This is a genomic window from Paraburkholderia sp. 40, assembly GCF_050434105.1.
Classification (GTDB): Bacteria; Pseudomonadota; Gammaproteobacteria; order Burkholderiales; family Burkholderiaceae; genus Paraburkholderia; species Paraburkholderia tuberum.
Genome location: NZ_JBNPVY010000002.1, coordinates 1,769,540 through 1,789,941 on the forward strand (window position 1 = coordinate 1,769,540; position 20,402 = coordinate 1,789,941).

Sequence of the window (20,402 nt, forward strand, 5' to 3'; positions counted from 1 at the left end):
CTCAGTTGAATGTGCAACGGGATGCGCGCAAGGCGTATCCTGTTGCCTCTAACAATACTTCGAGGAGCGCCCCATGCTGAAGCCTGAAGTCGACTGTCTGATCCCGCACGTTCCTTTCGATCGGCGCACCTTCATCAAGGCGACGCTGGGTTCCGGCTTCGCGGCGGCGGTGCTGCCAGTCTCGGCGCAAACCATCCATACCGATAGCGACGGTCTCGAAGCAGGGGAAGTGGCGTTCCATTCGGGCGGTACGCTGATACCGGCTTATCGCGCGCAGCCGAAGGGCAAGACGCATCTGCCGGTGATCCTCGTCGTGCATGAAATCTTCGGCGTGCACGAGCATATCGCCGACGTCTGCCGGCGCTTCGCGAAGCAGGGCTATCTGGCGATCGCGCCGAACCTGTACGAGCGCGAGGGCGATCCGACTGTCTATACGAGCATGCAGCAACTCGACGAGCAACTGGTCAGCAAGGTGCCAGACGAGCAGGTGCTGGCCGACCTCGACGCGGCCGCCGCGTGGGCCGGCGAGAATGGCGGCGACCTCAACCGGCTCGGCGTGAACGGCTTCTGCTGGGGCGGGCGCATCTCGTGGCTGTATGCCGAGCACAATCCGCGCGTGAAGGCAGGCGTCGCCTGGTATGGTCGCGTCACCGGCGCGAAGAATGCGATGACGCCGGCCAATCCGCTTGATCTCGTCGCCGACCTGCATGCGCCTGTGCTCGGCTTGTATGGACGCCAGGATCAAAGCATTCCGCAGGACACGCTCGAGCAGATGAAGCAGGCGATCGCGCAAGGGCCGCAAGCGGGACGCGGCTCGCAGTTCGTCGTATATGACGACGCAGGTCACGCGTTTTTCGCCGATTACCGTCCGAGCTACAAGAAGGCCGATGCCGAGGATGGCTGGCGTCGTACGCTCGTGTGGTTCAAGCAGCATGGCGTGGCATGAAGCGCTGCTCGAATTTGTCGCGTCTGGTTACGACTTGCGGCGGCTCGCGCTCAAGGTTTCGCCCCCGTCGCCACCGGCCGTTTCGGGTCGGAACTCCATTCGCTCCAAGAGCCCGCGTACAACGCTGAACCATGCAGGCCGGCAACCTCCATCGCAAGCGAATTGACGCAGGCGGTCACGCCGGAGCCGCACTGCAGCACCACGTGTTCGGGCGGCGTGTCGCCGAGCAGCGCGTGGAATTCCTCGCGCAGTGTGTGCGCCGGCTTGAAGCGGCCGTCGGGGGTCAGGTTGTCCTTGAAGAAGCGGTTCAGCGCGCCCGGGATATGGCCGCCGACGCGGTCGAGCGTCTCGTTTTCGCCGCGATAGCGATCGGCCGCGCGCGCATCGACGACGATTCGCTCCTTCGAACCGAGGTTGCGCTCGACCGCCTGGGTATCGATGGTCACGGCGAGCGGCGCGGCCGCCTTGAAGTCGCCGGTGTTCTGCGCGGGCACGTCCTGCGTCAGCGGTTGGCCGGCCGCTTCCCATGCCTGCAGCCCGCCGTCGAGCAGCGCGACCGCGTCGTGACCGAGCCAGCGCAACAGCCACCAGACGCGCGCCGCGTACATGCCGCCTTGTGCGTCATATGCGACGACCTGTTGACCTTGCTTCAGTCCCCGCGACTCCAGCGTTTCGACGAGCCGCGCGCGATCGGGCAGCGGATGCCGGCCGTTCGAGCCGTTCGTCGGCCCGGACAGATCGCGATCGAGATGCAGATAGTGCGCGCCCGGCAGATGGCCGGCAAGCCAGGCTTTCTCGCCCGCGTCGGTATCGGCGAGGTCGAACCGGCAGTCGATCACGAACACGCTGCCCGGCGCGGCCGTGAGCCGCTCGGCAAGATTGGTCGCGGAGATCAGGGTGGTGTAATGAGTGTGGGGCATGAGCGTCTCCTCGATACGGGCGATGGCGGCTGCGGGCCGCGTCGTTCACGCGGCTGGCGAATGGCCGGTCTATGTTGGTAGTCTAAACAAAAAAAGACGGGTCGAAGCCCGTCTTTCCTTGAGTCGATCGATGCGCCACGCGGCGCGGATCAGACCGTGCCGAGTTCGCGCCGCAGAAACTCGTGGAAATGCTGCATACCGTCTTCCATTGGGCTCTGATACGGTCCGACCTGTGATTCGCCGCGCTCCATCAACGCGAGGCGGCCGGCGTCCATGCGCTCGGCGATCTCGTCGTCTTCGCGGGCTGTCTCCATATAGGCGGCGCGCTCGGCTTCGACGAAGTCGCGCTCGAACAGCGCGATTTCCTCGGGGTAATAGAACTCCACCACGTTGGTGGTCTTCTGCGGACCGCGCGGAATCAGCCACGACACGACCAGCACGTGCGGATACCACTCGATCATGATGCCCGGGTAGTACACCATCCAGATCGCGCCGAACTCGGGCGGATTGCCGTCGCGAAAGCGCAGCACTTCGTCGTGCCACCTGCGATACGTCGGGCTGCCCGGTTGCTCGAGCGCCTTGTGCACGCCGACCGTCTGCACGCTGTACCAGTCGCCGAACTCCCACGTCAGATCGTCGCAATTGACGAAGCTGCCGAGGCCCGGATGGAACGGGGCGACGTGATAGTCCTCCAGATAGACCTCGATGAAGGTCTTCCAGTTGTAGTTGCACTCATGGACTTCGACGTGATCGAACATGAAGCCCGAGAAATCGAAGTGGCGCTTGGTGCCGAGGCGTGCGAGATCTTTCGCGACGTCCCGACCTTGGGCCTCGAACAGCAGACCTTGCCAGTTTTGCAGTGGCGTGGCGCCGAGATTCAGGCACGGGTTGTCGGCGAAATGGGGCGCGCCGAGCAGCTCGCCCTTCAGGTCGTACGTCCAGCGATGCAGCGGACAGACGATGTTCTGCGTCTGTCCGCGGCCGTTGAGCATGATGGCTTGCCGGTGGCGGCACACGTTCGACAGCAACTCGACTTGCGACTGCTGGTTACGGACGAGTATCCGCCCCTCGCGTTCGCTGGGCAAGGCAAAATAATCCCCCGATTCGGGCACCATGAGATCGTGGCCGATGTAGCGAGGACCTTTCTTGAAAAGGGTGTCGATTTCGCGCGTAAGAAGCGCTTCGTCAAAGTAAGCCGTGACTGGCAGCTGGCTGTGAACAGACCGCAACTGCAATGCATTGCTCAGATTGGACATTCCCACTCCCGATGAAGACGTGAAAGCAGTGAACAACCCAACCATCGAAGATTCGATTTAGGGAGCCCGCAATTATACCCGTTTCCCTGTGACAGGGGCACTTAAGTCCCTGATTTGGGTTAAAAATGTCAAGAAAGTTCGGCATTTTCGCCGCAGACCTCGAGCTTTTTTTCTGCGAGACTTCAGGGTCGAAGCGGGGCAAGGGTGGCATCGGACAGGCTCGATGCGAGACAGCACGGCGGGGCGCAGGCCGGCGAGCGGATCGAAAATGTCGCTTTTGCCGTAGAATGTCCGACTTGTTTTAATTTTGCGACTATTCATGGCGAAGACCGCATCGAACGATTCCGCCGCCGCACCAGCCGAAAGTGGCGATAGCGCGCCGCTGCCGGAGAACTACGAGGCCGCGCAGACCGAACTGGAAGAGCTCGTCGCGCGCATGGAAGGTGGCAGTCTGAGCCTCGAGGAATCGCTGGCCGCTTACCGTCGCGGGGCGGCACTTGTCGCATTCTGTCAACAGCAGCTCGAAAAGGTCGAGCAGCAGGTGCGGGTCCTCGATGGCGAGACCCTCAAGCCGCTGCCCATGAATACCGCAGGAACAGCCGCGACTGAGAGCGGGGACGACCTATGACATTCGAACAATGGACGCGCTCGGTGCTCGAACGCGTCGAAACGGCTCTGGAACACTATCTGCCGGCCGAGACGACCGAACCCGCCAGGCTGCACGAGGCGATGCGCTATGCGGTGCTCGGCGGCGGCAAGCGGGTGCGGCCGCTCCTGTGCCACGCGGCCGGCGAGCTGACCGGCGCGCGTGCCGAATGCCTCGATGCGGCGGCGGCGGCGCTGGAAATGATTCACGTGTACTCGCTCGTGCACGACGACATGCCCTGCATGGACGACGACGAACTGCGCCGCGGCAAGCCGACGGTCCACGTCAAGTATGACGAAGCGACCGCGCTGCTGGTCGGCGACGCGCTGCAGTCGCAGGCATTCATTGTGCTCACGTCCGACGTACTCGGCCGGCCGCAGCAGGCCTCGCTCGTACGCGAACTCGCGCTCGCAAGCGGCTCGATCGGCATGTGCGGCGGCCAGGCCATCGATCTGGCGAGCGTCGGCCACACGCTGACCCGCCCGCAGCTGGAGACCATGCATCGCATGAAGACCGGCGCGTTGCTGCGCGCGGCCGTGCGCATGGGCGCATTGGCCGGCGAGACGCCGGACGCGCAGGGTCTGGCGTCGCTCGACGCCTACGCCGCCGCGGTCGGTCTCGCGTTTCAGGTCGTCGACGACATTCTCGACGTCACGACCGACTCCGCAACGCTCGGCAAGACCGCCGGCAAGGACGCGAAGGACGGCAAGCCGACCTACGTGTCGATTATTGGGCTCGACGCGTCGCGCGCGCTCGCGGCGCAACTGCGCAGCGACGCGCACGCCGCGCTCGCGCCGTTCGGCGCGCGCGCGCAGCGTCTTGCCGAACTGGCCGACCTGGTGGTGAACCGGGTCAGCTGAACGCGAAAGCCCGCCGCCGCGCACCTTCCATCCCCGGGGTGCATGTATGAAGTGCGGGCGCGTAAGTTTTCCTACAATGGAACGACGATGTACGACTTGCTGAAAACCATCGACGACCCGGCAGCCCTGCGCCGCCTCGATCGCCGCCAATTGCAGCCGCTTGCCGACGAGTTGCGTGCCTTCGTGCTCGACAGCGTATCGCAGACGGGCGGCCATCTCTCGTCCAACCTCGGCACGGTCGAGTTGACCATCGCGCTGCACTACGTCTTCGATACGCCGCACGACCGGATCGTCTGGGACGTCGGCCATCAGACCTATCCGCACAAGATCCTGACCGGTCGTCGCGACCAGATGCACACGCTGCGTCAGTTGGGCGGCATCTCGGGCTTCCCGAAGCGCGACGAATCGGAATACGACACCTTCGGCACCGCGCACTCGAGCACGTCGATTTCGGCCGCGCTCGGCATGGCGATCGCGAGCAAGCTGCAAGGCGACAACCGCATGGGCATCGCCGTGATCGGCGACGGCGCGATGACGGCCGGCATGGCCTTCGAGGCAATGAACAACGCGGGCGTCGAAGACGACGTGCCGCTGCTCGTGATCCTCAACGACAACGACATGTCGATCTCGCCGCCGGTCGGCGCGCTGAATCGCCATCTCGCGCGCCTGATGTCGGGGCGCTTCTATGCGGCCGCGCGCGCGGGCGTCGAACGCGTGCTGCGCGTCGCGCCGCCGGTGCTCGATCTCGCGCGCAAGCTCGAGGAGCACGCGAAGGGCATGATCGTGCCGGCCACGCTGTTCGAGGAGTTCGGCTTCAACTACATCGGGCCGATCGACGGTCACGATCTCGATTCGCTGATTCCGACGCTGCAAAACATCAAGGAACTGCGCGGGCCGCAATTCCTGCATGTGGTCACGAAGAAAGGCCAGGGCTACAAGCTGGCCGAGGCTGATCCGGTGCTGTACCACGGCCCGGGCAAGTTCAATCCGGCCGAGGGTATCAAACCGGCCGCGACGCCGTCGAAAAAGACCTACACGCAGGTGTTCGGCGAGTGGCTGTGCGACGCGGCCGAACTCGACTCGCGCGTGATCGGCATTACGCCGGCAATGCGTGAAGGCTCGGGCATGGTCGAGTTCGAAAAGCGCTTCCCGGATCGTTACTTCGACGTCGGCATCGCCGAGCAGCACGCGGTGACGTTCGCGGGCGGCCTTGCCGCGGACGGCATGAAGCCTGTCGTCGCGATCTATTCGACCTTTCTGCAACGCGCATATGACCAGCTGATTCACGACGTCGCGCTGCAAAACCTGCCGGTGGTGTTCGCAATCGATCGTGCGGGTCTCGTTGGTGCGGACGGCGCGACGCATGCGGGCGCGTACGACCTCGCGTTCATGCGCTGTATTCCGAACATGACCGTGATGGCGCCGTCGGACGAAAACGAGTGCCGCCAGATGCTGTACACCGCGTTGCAGCAGTCGCATCCGACCGCTGTGCGCTACGCGCGCGGCGCGGGTACCGGGGTCGCAACGGTCAAGCAGATGGCCGCGTTGCCGCTCGGCAAGGGCGAAGTGCGTCGCGAGACGTCAGTGCCGGCCGGCAAGCGCATCGCGATTCTCGCGTTCGGCACGATGGTCGCGCCGTCGCTCGCGGCTGCTGAGCAACTCGACGCCACCGTCGCGAACATGCGCTTCGTGAAGCCGCTCGACACCGAACTCGTGCGCAAGCTGGCCGAGACGCACGACGCGATCGTCACCGTCGAGGAAGGCTGCATCATGGGTGGCGCGGGTTCGGCGTGCGTCGAAGCCCTGCTCGCAAGTGGGGTTATGCGCCCCGTACTACAATTGGGCCTCCCCGATCGGTTCATCGATCACGGGGACCCGGCCAAGCTGCTCGCCGCTTGCGGTCTCGACGCCGCGGGTATCGCCCGGTCGATCCGCGAACGCTTCCTTGCGAGCGGCGCGGTCGGCGGTCAGTCGTCCGTGAAGCGCGTCGCGTAAAGCGCTGTCGGCTCTCGTGCCGTCGTAGGTGCGACTCATGCCGCCGTCATGCGACGGCGGCTTCGGCAATCTCCAGTTTGTACCGACGGGTGTTGCGGCCCGTCACCCAACGCCGGCGCGAGCCGGCGTTCGCCGTTGCGCGCGCTGATCCGCATGGCCGCTGGGCGCCTCGAATTCGCTGCGCGATAGTCGCCGATGCAGCGAGACCTTGGCGCAGCCCGGCGCTTTCCAGAAAGGACAAAACAATGAATCAGATGAATCCCGCTTTCGTGATGCCCGACGTGCAAAGCACCCCCGACACGCGCCAGATTCCGATCCAGCGGGTCGGCGTGAGGGGCGTGCGTCATCCGTTGACGATTCGCACGCAAGGTGGCGAAGTGCAGCCGTCGGTCGGCACGTGGAATCTCGACGTGCATCTGCCGGCCGAGCAGAAGGGCACCCACATGTCGCGCTTCGTCGCGTTGCTCGAAGAGAACAAGGCGCCGCTCGAACCGGCCACGTTGCGCACGATGCTCGCGGCTATGCTCGAAAAACTCGAGGCCGAGGCGGGCCGCATCGAAGTGTCGTTCCCGTACTTCGTGAACAAGACCGCGCCGGTGTCGGGCGTGCAGAGCTTGCTCGATTATGAAGTCACGCTGACCGGCGAGACCCGCCATGGCGCGACGCGGGTGTTCCTGAAGGTGCTGGTGCCGGTCACGAGCCTGTGCCCGTGCTCGAAGAAGATTTCGCAGTACGGCGCGCACAATCAGCGTTCGCACGTGACGATCGATACCGAGCTGAACGGCGACGTCGCTGTCGAAGAGTTGATCCGTATCGCCGAGGAAGAAGCGTCGTGTGAACTGTGGGGCCTGCTCAAGCGCCCGGACGAGAAGTTCGTCACCGAGCGCGCGTATGAAAATCCGAAGTTCGTCGAAGACCTCGTGCGCGACGTTGCCCAGCGTCTGAATGCCGACGAGCGCATCGTCGCGTATGTGCTCGAAGCGGAGAACTTCGAGTCGATTCACAATCACAGCGCGTATGCGGTGATCGAGCGGGACAAGCGCCTCGCCTGATACGTTCCTGATCGCTCCACGCCGTTTCCTTTCGAAAGCATTGAAGCAAAAAGCCGCTTGTAAAGCGGCTTTTTGTCCTCTTGGGGCGGCGGTTCAGTGCGCGAGCGACGTCAGATCCCAACGCGGCTTCACGGTGAACGCGTAGTCGTGGCCGGCCTGTTCGGGCCAGCGTTGCAAACGCAGCGCGCCGGCCAGCGCGATCATCGCCCCGTTGTCCGTGCACAGCGACAGGTCCGGGTAGTGGACGTAGAAATTGCGCTTCTGCGCGGCGGCCGATAGCGCTTCGCGCAACTGCCGGTTCGCGCCGACGCCGCCCGCCACCACCAGCCGGTTCAGCTTCGTGCGCTTGAGCGCCGCTAGAGATTTCGCGGCCAGCACGTCGACGGCGGCATCGACGAAACCGCGCGCGAGGTCGGCCTTGGCCTGCTCGCAGATGTTCGCGCCGCCCAGCCGGTTCGCGTGCGTGAGCACGGCGGTCTTCAGGCCGCTGAAGCTGAAATCGAGGTCGCCGGAATGCAGCATCGGGCGCGGCAGCACGACTGCGCCGGGTGTACCGAACTCGGCCATGCGCGAGACTTCGGGGCCGCCCGGATAGCCGAGGCCCAGCAGCTTGGCGGTTTTGTCGAAGGCTTCGCCGGCGGCGTCGTCGAGCGTCTCGCCGAGCGTCTCGTAGAAGCCGACGTCCGTCACGCGCATCAACTGCGTGTGGCCGCCCGAGACCAGCAGCGCGACGAACGGGAACGGCGGCGGCTCGTCGACGAGCAGCGGCGACAGCAGATGGCCTTCGAGATGGTGAATGCCCACGGTCGGCTTGTTCCACGCCATCGCCAGCGAATTCGCGACGCTCGCGCCGACCAGCAGCGCGCCCGCGAGCCCGGGCCCTTGCGTGTAAGCGATCGCGTCGATGTCGCCGCGCGCGACGCCGGCGCGCTCCATCACCTCTTCGAGCAGCGGCAGCGCGCGGCGGATATGGTCGCGCGATGCAAGCTCCGGCACGACGCCGCCGTACTCCCGATGCATCGCAATCTGCGAATGCAGCGCGTGCGCGAGCAGGCCGCGCTCCGTGTCGTAGAGCGCGAGACCGGTTTCGTCGCAGGAGCTTTCGATGCCGAGAACGAGCATGATGAATCGCTTGAGACGGGCGCGCGCGACGCGCGTCCGGAAGTGAAAGGTAAGCCTCAAAGTATACCAGCGCGGACAGGCGGCCGGCAGAGCACGAGCATGGACGCGAGGGCCCGGCAGGTACAATGCGGCCCCATGGAATCCTTCGATATCGCGGTGATCGGCGCGGGCGCGGCCGGCATGATGTGCGCGGCCGTGGCAGGTCAACTCGGCCGGCGTGTGGCGCTGATCGACCACTCGCAGCGTCTCGCGGAAAAAATCCGCATCTCCGGCGGTGGCCGGTGCAACTTCACGAATCTGTATGCGGGGCCGGCCAATTATGTGTCGGCGAATCCGCATTTTTGCCGCTCGGCGCTCGCGCGCTATACGCCGCGCGATTTCATGGCGCTGCTGAAGCAGCATCGCGTGACATGGCACGAGAAGCACAAGGGCCAGCTGTTCTGCGATCAGTCGAGCGACGCGGTCATCGACGTGCTGAAGAACGAGTGCGGCGCCGGTGGGGTTGCATGGCGCACGCCGCTGTCGGTCGAAGAGGTGCGCCAGGACGCCGAAGGACAGTTCCTGCTCGGCACGACGGCGGGCACGATCGCCGCCCGTGCGCTCGTGATCGCGACGGGCGGTCTGTCGATCCCGAAGATCGGCGCGACCGATTTCGCGTACCGGATCGCCAAGCAGTTCGGCCACAAGTTGATCGACACGCGTCCCGCGCTGGTTCCGCTGACCTTCGCTCCGGCCGACTGGGAGCCGTTCGCGGCGCTATCGGGCGTGTCGCTTGAAGTACAACTGTCGACTGGCAATACGAAGACCGGCGCCGAATTCACCGAAGATCTGCTGCTCACGCACCGCGGCCTGTCGGGCCCAGGCGTGCTGCAGATCTCGAGCTACTGGCAGCCCGGCGAGCCGATTCACATCAATCTGCTGCCGGAGCGCGACGCCGCGACTGCGCTCATCGACGCGAAAAACGGCACGAAGCGGCAGATCGCCAATCTGCTATCGGAATGGGTGCCGCAGCGGCTCGCGCATGTGTGGCTCGACACTCACCAGGTGGCCGCCGAGGCCCGCGTCGCCGATCTGCCGGACAAGGCGCTGCGCGGCATCGGTGAGGCGCTGTCGCGCTGGACCCTCACGCCGAACGGCACCGAGGGTTATCGCAAGGCCGAAGTGACGCGCGGCGGGGTCGATACGCGCGGTTTGTCATCGACCACGATGATGAGCGCGCGGGTGCCGGGCCTCTACTTCATCGGCGAGGCGGTCGACGTGACTGGTTGGCTCGGCGGCTACAACTTCCAGTGGGCGTGGGCGTCGGGTGTCGCGGCGGGCGAGGCGGCGGCCGAATATACCCGGGGGCTTGACGGCGCAATGGCTTTGTGAGAAAGCTCTGCTATACTCCTGAACCTTTACAAAGTTCCGTTATTGAAAAATGACGACCATCCGCGTAAAAGACAATGAGCCGTTCGAAGTCGCCATGCGCCGTTTCAAGCGCACCATGGAGAAAAACGGCTTACTGACGGAACTTCGCGCTCGCGAGTTTTACGAGAAACCCACAGCCGAACGCAAGCGCAAGAAGGCGGCGGCAGTGAAGCGTCATTTCAAGCGTCTGCGTGGCCAGATGCTGCCAAGGAAGCTCTACTGATTCTGGCGTTGCCCCGCTGTACACGGCGCGGCAGCATCCAAACCGATGGCGGCACGACAGGTGTCATCATGGCAAACCCGGCCCATCGGGCCAACCGGCAGGGTCGCATCCGCTACGCAAAATTGCGCCAACCCGCTTGAGGAAGAAGTCCCAAGCGGGTTTTTGTGCTGATGCGGCGGTATCGCCGCCGTCGACCGGCCGGTTTTTCAACTTTTCAACGCAATTCAGGTGAGTGATGAGTCTCAAGGACCGGATCAACGACGATATGAAAGCTGCCATGCGGGCGCGCGAGACCGAACGTCTCGGGACGATCCGCCTGCTGCTCGCCGCGATCAAGCAGCGTGAAGTCGATGAGCGGGTCACGCTCGACGATGCCGCCATAACCTCCGTCGTCGACAAGATGATCAAGCAGCGCAAGGATTCGATCAGCCAGTTCGAGGCCGCAGGACGTACGGATCTTGCGGACAAGGAAAAGGCCGAGTTGGCCATTCTTTCCGCGTACATGCCTGAGCAGATGTCCGAAGCGGAAATCGTTGCCGAGGTGCAGGCGGCGGTCGCGCAAACCGGCGCTGCCGGCGCGCAGGACATGGGCAAGGTGATGGGCGTGCTGAAGCCGAAGCTGGCCGGCCGCGCCGACATGACCGCCGTCTCCGCACAGGTCAAGGCCGCGCTCGCTAAGTAACTCTGTCGATTTGTCCGGGTCGCGCGCCTCCTGAAGGCGAGGCGCGGGACCCGGGCGCGGTGTCGAGCCCGGTCTCCGGGCTTGGATTTTGAAGCTTTCCAGGCAGCGTCATTTACTGTGATCCCACCGTCATTCCTGCAGGACCTGCTCAACCGCGTCGATATCGTCGACGTGGTCGGCCGGTATGTGCAGCTGAAAAAGGGCGGCGCGAACTTCATGGGGCTGTGCCCGTTTCACAACGAGAAGAGCCCCTCGTTTACGGTTAGTCCGACTAAACAGTTTTATCACTGCTTCGGCTGCGGTGCGCATGGTACGGCCATCGGTTTCCTGATGGAACACGTGGGCGCGTCGTTTCCCGAAGCGGTCAACGAGCTCGCGCAATCGGTGGGTCTCACCGTACCGCACGAGCCTTCTCCCGGATATGGCGGCGGCGGTGGTGCCGCAACTGGCGGCTACGCGCCGGCGGCATCGAAGGCCGTCACAACCGCGCTGTCCGATCTCATGCAGATCGCCTGCGACTACTACCGTAAGCAACTGCGCGGTGCGCCGGGCGCGATCCAATATTTGAAGAAGCGCGGCCTGACCGGCGAAGTCGCCGCGCGCTTCGGTCTCGGCTATGCGCCGGACGGGTGGCAAAACCTCGAGGCGGCGTTCCCGAACTATCGCGACGACGCCCTGGTCGAAGCGGGTCTCGTGATCGTCAGCGAAAAGTCGGACGCGCAGGGTCAGAACCGCCGCTACGACCGCTTTCGCGAGCGGATCATGTTCCCGATCCGCAATGTCAAGGGGCAGGTGATCGGCTTCGGCGGCCGCGTGCTCGACGGCGGCGAGCCAAAGTATTTGAATTCACCGGAAACGCCGCTATTTAACAAGGGCAGCGAGCTGTACGGGCTGTTCGAGGCGCGTCTTGCGATTCGAGAGCAACATTACGTGCTGGTCGTCGAAGGTTATATGGACGTGGTCGCGCTGGCCCAATTGGGCTTCCAGAACGCCGTCGCGACCCTCGGCACCGCTTGCACGCCGATTCATGTGCAGAAACTGATGCGCCAGACCGATACGGTCATCTTCAGTTTCGACGGCGACGCGGCCGGCCGGCGCGCCGCGCGTCGCGCGCTCGATGCGTGCCTGCCGCACGCCGCCGACAACCGGACGATCCGTTTCCTGTTCCTGCCCAGCGAGCATGATCCCGACAGCTACGTGCGCGAGTTCGGCACCGAGGCTTTCGCCGAGCAGGTCGAACGGGCGATGCCATTGTCGCAGTTCATGCTCAACGAGGTGTTGACCGGCAAGGAGCTCGATCAGCCCGAAGGCAAGGCCCGCGCGCTGTTCGACGCGAAACCGCTGCTACAGGCGTTGCCGGCCAATGCGCTGCGCGCGCAGATCATGCATATGTTCGCAGACCGGCTCGATGTGCCATTCAGCGAAGTCGCGGCGCTTTGCGAAGTCGACGCGCGGATCGCGGCCGCGTCGCGCGAGGCGCCGGCCCGCAAGGACCGGCGCAGCGTGACCGGCATCGAGGAAAAGACGCTGCGCAATCTGGTGATGTATCCGCGCACGGTCGCGATGCTCGACGAAGAGGCCGAAGAGGCGCTGCTCACCGTGACCCGGCACGGCGAACTGTTCGCGGAAGTGACGACGCACGCGCGAGCCCTCGGCGATTCGGCAGCGTTCCAGTTGTTGTCCGATCTCTTGCGAAATGGCGCGAACGCCCCAACTTTCGAGGAAATCTTTCGCAAAATTCTAGACTATGATGAAAACGTCCGGGATTTGCTGCTGAAAGACCCGAAGGACGCGGCCGTCATCGAGGAACGGCGCGAGCAGGAACGAATTGTCGGCGAGGAGCTGAAAGCCGCGATTTTGAAGATGCGATACGACGCTTATTGCGATCGTCTCGAACAGCTTTCGCGACAGTCGCGGCATACGCCTGAAGAGTTTGCCGAGTTTTCGGAGCTCAACCGGAAGCGGGCCGACATGAAGCGTCAGCTCGGGCTGTAGCGGAGAGTCCGAAACCTCGGGTGGTATAATCAAAAGTTTCTAGCGGTTTGTTTTTTCAAGGGTTTTCCTAGCAAAGGCGAAAGGCGATGCGATGGCAAAGACGACAGGCGGAAATCATGCAATGGGCTCTCGCGCTAAAGAGCGCACCGGAAAAGTTCCCGAAGCCAAGCTGACTGCATCCGCCAGAAGAACGTCTGCTGTCAGCGTTGCGCCGGCTGCCGGGAAGAAGTCGTCGACCACTGCGGCCGCGCAGGCCGCACCGGTTCGGGCGGCGAAAGCTGTAGCACCGCCGGCTGCCAAGCGGGCGGGTGTCAGAAGCGCAAGGGAAGCGGCTGCCGTTCAGAACGATGCGGTAGCGCGCGTGACTTCAGTATCCACGGTTCAACCGGCTGTTGTCCAACAGCCGGGGGCCGAGACTACAGCCGGTACGGCGAACTCCATGACGAAAAAGCTGAATGAAGTACCCGTCGATGACGATGCAACCCAGACCGAAGAAACCGCTGCCGCCGCACCGGGCAAGCCGGAGAAGGTCAAGGCTCGCGACCGTCGTGCAAAGGAAAAAGCGCTGCTGAAGGATGCGTTCGCGTCGTCGCAGCCTGGCACGGTGGAGGAACTCGAGGAGCGTCGCTCCAAGCTGCGCGCCCTGATCAAGCTCGGCAAGGAGCGCGGCTTCCTCACGTACGCTGAAATCAACGATCACCTGCCGGACAACTTCACCGAGACCGAGGCGATCGAAGGCATCATCAGCACGTTCAACGACATGGGCGTCGCGGTCTACGAACAGGCCCCGGACGCTGAAACGCTGCTGCTCAACGACAACGCGCCCGCGGCTTCGTCAGACGACGAAGTCGAAGAGGAAGCTGAAGTCGCGCTGTCCACCGTCGACTCCGAATTTGGCCGCACCACCGATCCCGTGCGTATGTACATGCGCGAAATGGGCACGGTCGAGCTGCTTACGCGTGAAGGCGAAATCGAAATCGCGAAGCGCATCGAAGACGGCCTGAAGCACATGGTGATGGCGATCTCTGCATGCCCGACCACGATCGCCGACATTCTCGCGATGGCCGAGCGCGTCGCCAACGACGAAGCGCGCATCGACGAACTCGTCGACGGTCTGATCGACGCCGACGCGGCAGACGCCGACGGCTTCTCCGCGCAGGAGGCGGAAGCGATCGAGAATGAAGACGAGGAAGCCGAGGAAGAGGACGAAGAGGACGAGGAAGAAGACGATGGCGCGGCGCAAGCCACCGCCAACGCCGCGCAACTCGAAGCGCTGCGGCGCGCGTCGCTCGAAAAATTCGCGTCGATCAGCGAATGGTTCGACAAGATGCGTCGCGCGTTCGAGAAGGAAGGCTACAAGTCCAAGTCGTATCTGAAGGCGCAGGAAACCATCCAGAACGAGCTGATGACGATCCGCTTCACCGCGCGTACCGTCGAGCGTCTGTGCGACACGCTGCGCGCGCAGGTGGATGAAGTGCGTCAGGTCGAGCGTCAGATCCTGCATACGGTCGTCGACAAGTGCGGCATGCCGCGTGCGGAATTCATCGCGCGTTTCCCGGGCAGCGAGACGGACCTCGAATGGGCCGACAAGATCGTCGCCGAAGGTCATGGGTATAGCGCGATCCTCACGCGCAACATTCCGGCGATCCGCGAACAGCAGCAACGTCTGCTCGATCTGCAGGCGCGCGTGGTGCTGCCGCTGAAGGACCTGAAGGAAACCAACCGTCAGATGGCGGCCGGCGAACTGAAGGCGCGCCAGGCGAAGCGCGAAATGACCGAGGCCAACCTGCGGCTCGTGATCTCGATCGCGAAGAAGTACACGAACCGCGGTCTGCAGTTCCTCGACCTGATTCAGGAAGGCAACATCGGCCTGATGAAGGCGGTGGACAAGTTCGAATACCGTCGTGGCTACAAGTTCTCCACGTATGCGACGTGGTGGATCCGCCAGGCCATTACGCGTTCGATCGCCGACCAGGCGCGCACGATCCGGATTCCGGTTCACATGATCGAAACGATCAACAAGATGAACCGCATCTCGCGTCAGATCCTGCAGGAAACCGGTCTCGAGCCGGATCCGGCGACGCTGGCCGAGAAGATGGAAATGCCGGAAGACAAGATCCGCAAGATCATGAAGATCGCGAAGGAGCCGATCTCGATGGAAACGCCGATCGGTGACGACGACGATTCTCATCTGGGCGACTTCATCGAAGATACGAACACGGTCGCCCCGGCGGATGCGGCGTTGCACGCGAGTATGCGCGACGTCGTGAAGGACGTGCTCGATTCGCTGACGCCGCGCGAAGCGAAGGTGTTGCGCATGCGTTTCGGTATCGAGATGAGCACGGATCACACGCTCGAAGAAGTCGGTAAGCAGTTCGACGTGACGCGTGAGCGAATTCGTCAGATCGAGGCGAAGGCGCTGCGCAAGCTGCGTCATCCGAGCCGTTCGGACAAGCTGAAGTCATTCCTCGAAGGGAATTGACGGCGACGGCCGCGGTTGGCCGCAAATGATGCGATCAAAGGGGCCTCCCGGTCGTTTCGCCGAAGCGAAGCGGTTGCGGAGGCCCCTTTTTCGTGTAGTATGTCGGCCAATCGACGAAACGGGCCCGGCCTTCACGACCGGGTCTTTTTTCTTGGGCTGGACGCCGTGCTGGTTGCAGGCAGTGGACTCATAATCCACCTCCGAAAGGACATCGTGGGTTCGAATCCCACCCGGCCCACCAAAGTATCGAAAAAAGGGTTCCGAATTCCGGAACCCTTTTTTGTTTTTGGGCGGCCTTCGGCTGCCTCAGCTGGGCGACCAGTGCCCAGCCTCAACCCCGGCGAGCCGCGTCCGTTGCCCCACACCGCCCGACACCGACCCGCTCGCGCCGGACCTCGCCCGCACGTGGAGGCGCTTAAGCGCGCTCCGCGCCAGCCATAAGCGGTGATCACGCGTAATCAGGGAAACTCCGTGTAAAAACGGGCGCAACCCCGCCGTTAATTAAATGCGGAAGGGTTGTTGATGCATGCCGTCCGCTTTCAGGGCGGGTCTTGTCACGCGGCGGCCGGCGTCGCAATTCACCTCCGGGCAACGCCCGTGCTAAAGGCTTTTTCGAATCGCGCGCGCATCTTATAGAGACGTGACAGAGGGTGCTCACTAAAGCGGGAAATCAGAAGACCGCCGCAATGGCAGTGTCTCAATAGTGAATGCTGATTCGACGCGGCAGGCTCAGACCGTTGTGCTGCCCGGGGGCGGCAGCGATTGCTTGCGTCGGTCAATAAAGATTAGGTGAATAAGCCGTCTCGGTGATTCGACGAGTTAATCGCCCGCCGGAAACCATTAATTGGCGGGTGCGCGAGCAAGACTGCATTTAACTCTATTAAGTTCCGGCGCTCCAAAAATAAATCTCAAACGACGCGGAAAACCGTCACTTCAACCATTCGATTACAAAAAATATCGGCCGGTCTTTTCGTCAATTTGCTCCGACCCGATTACGTCACGCGTATTAAAGCACTGTTGCAAATGCACAACTTAGAATATTGACGCGTTGCAAATTCGTTTTGGCTGGAGCTGTCGATCCGGCACCTCGATCTTGCAATAAACGGTGGAAAAACAAGAAGTTATCCCCATCGGCTCCAACATTGTTGCGAATTTCGAAAGATCCTGTTGCGTGAATTGCCTGCGTCGGTACCAGGGTGTCCCCCTACACTCACGCTTCGCTTCAAGGGTGCCCGGCCGATCCCCACGATTCGGCCAAGCGGGCGGCGGCAAATGCGATGCATCGGCTGCTGAGGCAGGTCCTGCTCCCCGTATAAATTTTTCGAATTGGAGTTCCCATGAAAAAGAGTCTCATCGTCGTTGCGGCTGCCGCATCGTTCGCTTCGGTCGCTCACGCACAAAGCAGCGTGACCCTGTACGGTCTGCTCGACGCAGGTCTGACGTACACCAGCAACGTTGCCCACAACTCCAAGTGGGCAGCAGGTAGCGGCGGCATCAACCAGAGCATGTTCGGCCTGCGTGGTTCGGAAGATCTGGGCGGCGGTCTGAAGGCAATCTTCACGTTGGAAAGCGGCTTCAACATCAACAACGGCAAGTACGCTAACAACAACGGCATGTTCAACCGTCAGGCCTTCGTCGGTCTGTCGAGCTCGCAATTCGGTACGGTCACGCTGGGTCGCCAGTACGACGCAGCGCAGGACTACCTCGCACCGCTGACCGCAACGGGCAGCTGGGGCGGCACGTACTTCGCGCACCCGTTCAACAACGACAACCTGAACACCAACGGTGGTCTGTCGGTCAACAACTCGGTCAAGTACTCGAGCGCTAACTACGCTGGCTTCACGTTCGGCGGCACGTACGGCTTCTCGAACCAGGCTGGTGGCTTCGCAAACAACCGTCAGTACAGCTTGGGCGCCGCATACCAGTGGCAAGGCCTGCACCTCGGTGCTGCCTACGCTCAGCAAAACAACCCGGCTGCTAACGCAAGCGGCGCATCGGACGGCGTTCTGGCGAACACCGCGGGCGTGCTGCAAGGCAACTTCCGTCAGCGTCAGTTCGGCGCAGGCGCTTCGTACGGCTTCGGCCCGGCGCTGGTTGGCGTGGCATGGACGCAATCGCGCGTCGACAACCTGGTTGGTGAAGCTCCTGGTCAGCGTCAAGGCCACACCAACAACTACGAAATCAACGGCAAGTACAACGTGACCCCGGCTATGGCTCTCGGCGTCGCGTACACGTTCACCGACGCGCGCGGCTACGGCATCAACGCCGACGGTAACGACATGAAGACCCGTTACCACCAGATCGGCCTGCAGGCTGACTACTCGCTGTCGCGTCGCACCGACGTCTACGCTCAGGCTGTGTACCAGCACGCAATGGGTGACGGCGGCGTGGCTTCGATCTACAGCGGCGACAACACGGTTCCGACCTCGTCGTCGAAGAACCAGACGGCTGCTACGGTCGGTCTGCGTCACCGCTTCTAAGCTTCAGCAGAAGCTGCCTGTAGTACAGAAAGGTGCCGTTCGCGGCACCTTTTTTTATGCGCGCGGCAGACCGGTGAGCCGGTTTCCGTATGCGAGGCGAAAAAAACGGGCGTCCCTAGAGGACGCCCGTTTTGCCATGACGACGTGAAACGATTCAGAAAATTGTCCGCAAACCGAGCGCAACGCCGGTCTGGTTGTCGCGGCCCGGCAGTTCGACCGACGCCGCGCCCGACACCTTGTCGAAATCGACGGTGCCGTACACCGCGGTGCGCTTCGACAGCGCGTACTCGGCCAGTGCGACGAACGTGTAGCGATAGCCACTGCCGAGCTGACCAGCGCCGATCGCCGCGTTCGACAGGTGGTCGTAGTACGCGGCGCCCGTCAGCGTCAGCGCGCGCGTGGCCTGCCACGTGACGCCGGCGAACGGTCCGTTGTCGATGCGGCCCGAGCCCTTGACGATATCGACGCCCGGCACGAGCGTCTGCTGCGCGAGCGCGCTGTCGACGAAGCCGGTGTCGTCCTTCGAATGCAGATAGCCGACGTACAGCTTCGTCGAGCTGAACGCATAGGCCGCGTTCGCGTTGAAGATGGTCTGCTTGTGATTGCTGTTGTCGCTGTTCTGCTGCACGCCGGCCGCGACCGCTAGCGGACACCCGTACGACAGCGTGAAGCCGTACATGTTGCCCGCGCCGAGATGGCCTGGCACCTGGCCCGAGAAGCCGCCGTCGCCGGTCGATTCCGACTTCGTGCCGAATGAGTACATCGCGGCCACCGTCAGGCCTTTGAACGTGCCCGTGTACTTGATCGCGTTATCGGCGTAAAGCCCCGCGCCGAGCGCGCCAGGCAGCCACGAGTTCTCGTTGTAGTTGCCGACCGTGAGCGGGTCGTAGGTGTCGCCGAGCAGGTCGAACAGCGGCGTCTTCTGGCGACCGAGCGTCAGCGTGCCGTACGGACTGCTGACACCGACGTACGCGTTGCGATTGAAAATGCGCCGGCTATCCGAGGCCGAGCCGTCCTGCAGGTTGATGCCGCTTTCCAGATCGAAGATCGCCTTGAGACCGCCACCGAGGTCTTCCGAGCCGCGCAGACCCCAGCGGCTGTTGGTGATCGCGCTGTTCGTCATGTACAGACGATCGTCGTTTTTGGCGTTCGAGTTCGTCAGATAGCGCACGCTGACGTCGGCGACGCCATACAGCGTGATCGAGCTTTGTGCCGATGCTTGTTCGGACGTCACGGCAAGGGCGCCGCCGCCGACGAGCGCGGCGGTCTTGATAAAGCGGATGGGTCTCAAAGGATTTCCAGCGTGTGGAGAGATTTTCTAGTTCGGACGCGGCGCGCGCCGAGTGGGGCGGCGCCGGGCGCGCCGATGATAGATCACCGTCCGCGCGGCGCCATCGCCGCTATCGCGCAATAACCTGTCGCCATTTTTGACAATCGCGCCGTTCCTGGTGACAAAAGTTGACTTTCTCCCAGGCAAGCTTCAAGTAGTCTCGAGCGAATTGACGTATCGACACGACTTTCGGAGCGACGCCGGCACGCGTTTTACGCGTGCGCTTTCACGCATGAATAGTCCATCTTCCGAATCCATCGCGACCTCGCCAGTCGTTCAGGAGCTGACCGACGAGCAATGGCAGCGGGTCGCGCCGCTGTTACCTGAAACCTTGCATGATGACGGCCCGCGCCGTGGTCGTCCGCCGATCGAAATTCGCCACGTGCTCAATAGCGTGATGTGGGTGCTGCACGCGCGCGCGCCGTGGAGCGCAATGCCCGAGCACTACGTTCCGTACCAGACCGCGCATCGCTACTATCTGCGCTGGAAAAAAACGGGCGTGTTGAGCGCGATCATGCTCGCGCTGTTCAAGACCGACGACGCTCTCGAAACGCGCGCGACGCGCAAGGGCGGCGTGCGCGCCGGGTAGCGAGCGCCAGTCGCGTCGCTAGATCTGTTCCCGCCCGTACGCAGCCAGCCGCTCGAGATCGAGCACCTCGATCCGGTTATACGACAGTCGCAAAATCCGCAGCTTCTCGAGGTTCTGCAGCGCCTGATTGATGCGCTGCCGCGACACTCCCGCGAGCAGACCGATTTCTTCCTGTGAAATCGCCAGTGTGCGACCCGTGTCCGGATACAGATCCGGATTGAACAGCTGCGCGAGCGATTGCGCGACGCGTGCGTCCACGTCGGGCAGCCGGGTGTTCTGGATCGACGCGATGAATTCCCCCATCCGGTTGTTCAATTGCCGGATCACGAAGCCCGTGAACGGCAGACTCGATTCGAGCAACGCATATTTGAATGACAGACAGTTCTTGACGACAATTGCTAGGCTAGGCCCTGG

At 63.0% G+C, this 20,402-nt stretch carries 16 protein-coding genes, 1 tRNA gene and 1 pseudogene; 13 read left to right on the forward strand and 5 right to left on the reverse strand.

Annotated elements, in window-relative coordinates; genetic code table 11:
• Positions 1 to 73: 73 nt before the first annotated feature.
• Positions 74 to 946 (forward strand): dienelactone hydrolase family protein, encoded by an 873-nt coding sequence (locus OKW28_RS09455; RefSeq protein WP_429445008.1) that lies wholly within the window; start codon positions 74 to 76, stop codon positions 944 to 946.
• A gap of 50 nt (positions 947 to 996) precedes the next feature.
• On the opposite strand, the gene OKW28_RS09460 is transcribed toward OKW28_RS09455, so the two are convergent.
• Both OKW28_RS09460 and OKW28_RS09465 read right to left on the reverse strand, forming a co-directional pair.
• Entirely contained in the window at positions 997 to 1,866 is an 870-nt protein-coding gene (locus OKW28_RS09460) for a sulfurtransferase (protein WP_429445010.1), read from the reverse strand.
• A gap of 149 nt (positions 1,867 to 2,015) precedes the next feature.
• Positions 2,016 to 3,122 carry an aromatic ring-hydroxylating oxygenase subunit alpha gene (locus OKW28_RS09465; RefSeq protein WP_429445012.1) on the reverse strand — a complete coding sequence of 369 codons (1,107 nt, stop codon included), beginning with the start codon at positions 3,120 to 3,122 and terminating at the stop codon, positions 2,016 to 2,018.
• A 319-nt stretch (positions 3,123 to 3,441) separates the two neighbouring features.
• On the opposite strand from OKW28_RS09465, the gene OKW28_RS09470 reads away from it, so the two are divergent.
• The 4 genes from OKW28_RS09470 to folE2 all read left to right on the forward strand — a co-directional run bounded on the left by OKW28_RS09470 (position 3,442) and on the right by folE2 (position 7,675).
• A complete protein-coding gene (locus OKW28_RS09470) occupies positions 3,442 to 3,750 on the forward strand; it encodes an exodeoxyribonuclease VII small subunit (protein WP_090808406.1) in 309 nt (102 codons plus the stop codon).
• Positions 3,747 to 4,628 carry a polyprenyl synthetase family protein gene (locus OKW28_RS09475; protein ID WP_184057461.1) on the forward strand — a complete coding sequence of 294 codons (882 nt, stop codon included), beginning with the start codon at positions 3,747 to 3,749 and terminating at the stop codon, positions 4,626 to 4,628. The genes OKW28_RS09470 and OKW28_RS09475 overlap by 4 nt, the downstream gene beginning before the upstream one ends.
• Before the next feature lie 87 nt (positions 4,629 to 4,715).
• Entirely contained in the window at positions 4,716 to 6,623 is a 1,908-nt protein-coding gene (gene dxs / locus OKW28_RS09480; protein ID WP_429445013.1) for a 1-deoxy-D-xylulose-5-phosphate synthase, read from the forward strand.
• Between the two features lie 245 nt (positions 6,624 to 6,868).
• The gene (folE2, locus tag OKW28_RS09485; protein WP_429445015.1) at positions 6,869 to 7,675 is read left to right on the forward strand and encodes a GTP cyclohydrolase FolE2; all 807 of its coding nucleotides are present in this window, start codon (positions 6,869 to 6,871) and stop codon (positions 7,673 to 7,675) included.
• Between the two features lie 93 nt (positions 7,676 to 7,768).
• Here folE2 and tsaD read toward each other — a convergent pair whose 3' ends face one another.
• Positions 7,769 to 8,797 (reverse strand): tRNA (adenosine(37)-N6)-threonylcarbamoyltransferase complex transferase subunit TsaD, encoded by a 1,029-nt coding sequence (tsaD, locus tag OKW28_RS09490; protein ID WP_184054832.1) that lies wholly within the window; start codon positions 8,795 to 8,797, stop codon positions 7,769 to 7,771.
• On the opposite strand from tsaD, the gene OKW28_RS09495 reads away from it, so the two are divergent.
• From OKW28_RS09495 to OKW28_RS09525, 7 genes are all read left to right on the forward strand, one after another.
• Positions 8,708 to 10,168, forward strand: a complete 1,461-nt coding sequence (locus OKW28_RS09495) for an NAD(P)/FAD-dependent oxidoreductase (RefSeq protein ID WP_429445017.1) — start codon at positions 8,708 to 8,710, stop codon at positions 10,166 to 10,168. The two genes, tsaD and OKW28_RS09495, sit on opposite strands and share 90 nt — an antisense overlap.
• A 49-nt stretch (positions 10,169 to 10,217) precedes the next feature.
• Positions 10,218 to 10,430 carry a 30S ribosomal protein S21 gene (gene rpsU, locus OKW28_RS09500; RefSeq protein ID WP_018424196.1) on the forward strand — a complete coding sequence of 71 codons (213 nt, stop codon included), beginning with the start codon at positions 10,218 to 10,220 and terminating at the stop codon, positions 10,428 to 10,430.
• A gap of 235 nt (positions 10,431 to 10,665) precedes the next feature.
• Positions 10,666 to 11,112, forward strand: coding sequence for a GatB/YqeY domain-containing protein (locus tag OKW28_RS09505; protein WP_429445019.1), 447 nt, complete (start codon positions 10,666 to 10,668; stop codon positions 11,110 to 11,112).
• 117 nt (positions 11,113 to 11,229) lie between these two features.
• Positions 11,230 to 13,107: a DNA primase gene (gene dnaG, locus OKW28_RS09510; protein ID WP_429445021.1), complete on the forward strand. Its 1,878-nt coding sequence runs from the start codon at positions 11,230 to 11,232 to the stop codon at positions 13,105 to 13,107.
• A gap of 91 nt (positions 13,108 to 13,198) precedes the next feature.
• A complete protein-coding gene (gene rpoD / locus OKW28_RS09515) occupies positions 13,199 to 15,589 on the forward strand; it encodes an RNA polymerase sigma factor RpoD (protein WP_429445023.1) in 2,391 nt (796 codons plus the stop codon).
• Between the two features lie 153 nt (positions 15,590 to 15,742).
• Positions 15,743 to 15,830, forward strand: a tRNA-Ile gene (locus OKW28_RS09520).
• A gap of 1,096 nt (positions 15,831 to 16,926) precedes the next feature.
• On the forward strand, positions 16,927 to 18,069 hold the full coding sequence (locus OKW28_RS09525) for a porin (RefSeq protein ID WP_429445025.1): 1,143 nt from the start codon (positions 16,927 to 16,929) through the stop codon (positions 18,067 to 18,069).
• 154 nt (positions 18,070 to 18,223) lie between these two features.
• Here OKW28_RS09525 and OKW28_RS09530 read toward each other — a convergent pair whose 3' ends face one another.
• Positions 18,224 to 19,360, reverse strand: a complete 1,137-nt coding sequence (locus OKW28_RS09530; protein ID WP_429445027.1) for a porin — start codon at positions 19,358 to 19,360, stop codon at positions 18,224 to 18,226.
• A gap of 271 nt (positions 19,361 to 19,631) precedes the next feature.
• Here OKW28_RS09530 and OKW28_RS09535 point away from each other — a divergent pair, with 271 nt between their 5' ends.
• A complete protein-coding gene (locus OKW28_RS09535; RefSeq protein WP_429445029.1) occupies positions 19,632 to 19,988 on the forward strand; it encodes a transposase in 357 nt (118 codons plus the stop codon).
• Between the two features lie 18 nt (positions 19,989 to 20,006).
• Here the strand turns inward: OKW28_RS09535 and OKW28_RS09540 are convergent.
• Positions 20,007 to 20,354: pseudogene (locus tag OKW28_RS09540) on the reverse strand (Crp/Fnr family transcriptional regulator); the annotation flags it as partial.
• Between the last annotated feature and the right edge of the window lie 48 nt (positions 20,355 to 20,402).

Coding starts and splice junctions, on each gene's coding strand:
- OKW28_RS09455 (WP_429445008.1), top strand. CDS start 74: ATGCTGAAGCCTGAAGTCGACTGTCTGATCCCGCACGTTCCTTTCGAT.
- OKW28_RS09460 (WP_429445010.1), bottom strand. CDS start 1,866: ATGCCCCACACTCATTACACCACCCTGATCTCCGCGACCAATCTTGCC.
- OKW28_RS09465 (WP_429445012.1), bottom strand. CDS start 3,122: ATGTCCAATCTGAGCAATGCATTGCAGTTGCGGTCTGTTCACAGCCAG.
- OKW28_RS09470 (WP_090808406.1), top strand. CDS start 3,442: ATGGCGAAGACCGCATCGAACGATTCCGCCGCCGCACCAGCCGAAAGT.
- OKW28_RS09475 (WP_184057461.1), top strand. CDS start 3,747: ATGACATTCGAACAATGGACGCGCTCGGTGCTCGAACGCGTCGAAACG.
- dxs (WP_429445013.1), top strand. CDS start 4,716: ATGTACGACTTGCTGAAAACCATCGACGACCCGGCAGCCCTGCGCCGC.
- folE2 (WP_429445015.1), top strand. CDS start 6,869: ATGAATCAGATGAATCCCGCTTTCGTGATGCCCGACGTGCAAAGCACC.
- OKW28_RS09495 (WP_429445017.1), top strand. CDS start 8,708: ATGCAGCGCGTGCGCGAGCAGGCCGCGCTCCGTGTCGTAGAGCGCGAG.
- tsaD (WP_184054832.1), bottom strand. CDS start 8,797: ATGCTCGTTCTCGGCATCGAAAGCTCCTGCGACGAAACCGGTCTCGCG.
- rpsU (WP_018424196.1), top strand. CDS start 10,218: ATGACGACCATCCGCGTAAAAGACAATGAGCCGTTCGAAGTCGCCATG.
- OKW28_RS09505 (WP_429445019.1), top strand. CDS start 10,666: ATGAGTCTCAAGGACCGGATCAACGACGATATGAAAGCTGCCATGCGG.
- rpoD (WP_429445023.1), top strand. CDS start 13,199: ATGGCAAAGACGACAGGCGGAAATCATGCAATGGGCTCTCGCGCTAAA.
- OKW28_RS09525 (WP_429445025.1), top strand. CDS start 16,927: ATGAAAAAGAGTCTCATCGTCGTTGCGGCTGCCGCATCGTTCGCTTCG.
- OKW28_RS09535 (WP_429445029.1), top strand. CDS start 19,632: ATGAATAGTCCATCTTCCGAATCCATCGCGACCTCGCCAGTCGTTCAG.